Below are 670 nucleotides of genomic sequence, written 5' to 3'. Positions count from 1 at the left end.
ATCTCGGGCACTGGGTCGACAAGGCGAACTCGCTGCTCGTCGGCGTCATCCTGCATGTCCTCTATGCAGAGCGGGAAAAAACACTCGCACGTGTGGCGAGCTTCCTTGCCGATCCCGATCGAACCTTCCGCACGACCCTGTCGATCATGCTCCGGACCAATCATCTCGGCACGGGCGAGGCACCCAAGGTTCATCCCGTGGTCGCCGAGACGGCGCGAGAGCTGATGAACCAGTCGGAGAATGAACTCTCGGGCGTGCTGTCCACGGCGCTGCGTTTCCTGTCGCTCTATCGCGATCCGGTGATTGCGGAAGTGACGTCCCGGAGCGATTTCCGGATCGAGGACCTGGTGTCCGGCGACCGGCCGCTCTCGCTCTACCTGGTCGTGCCGCCATCAGACCTCTCGCGGACGAAGCCGCTGATGCGCCTCATCCTCAACCAGGTCGGGCGGCGGCTGACGGAACATCTGGATGTGCGTCCGTCAGTGCTAGCGCGCAGCAAGTCGCTGGCTCTCAATATCTTGGGAGCCTGCGGGCTGCTGGCGCCGCAGGTGTCCGTGTCGGAGCCGACATCCCGCCGGCGGGTCCTGTTCATGCTGGACGAATTCCCTGCCCTCGGCCGGCTCGACTTCTTCGAGAGCGCGCTCGCCTATATGGCAGGCTATGGCCTCAA

Annotated in this window: 1 protein-coding gene; it reads left to right on the top strand. The window is 63.9% G+C overall.

Translation table 11 applies throughout. The features are described from left to right. On the top strand, window positions 1-670 hold a 670-nt coding region (locus tag HY26_RS02320; protein WP_158531400.1), incomplete at both ends, for a type IV secretory system conjugative DNA transfer family protein.

The sequence above is a fragment of the Hyphomonas sp. GM-8P genome, from assembly GCF_003263315.1.
In the GTDB taxonomy this organism is placed as follows: Bacteria; Pseudomonadota; Alphaproteobacteria; order Caulobacterales; family Hyphomonadaceae; genus Hyphomonas.
Note: the sequence above shows the minus strand (reverse complement) of the source record. Positions and strands in the feature narration are given on the sequence as shown.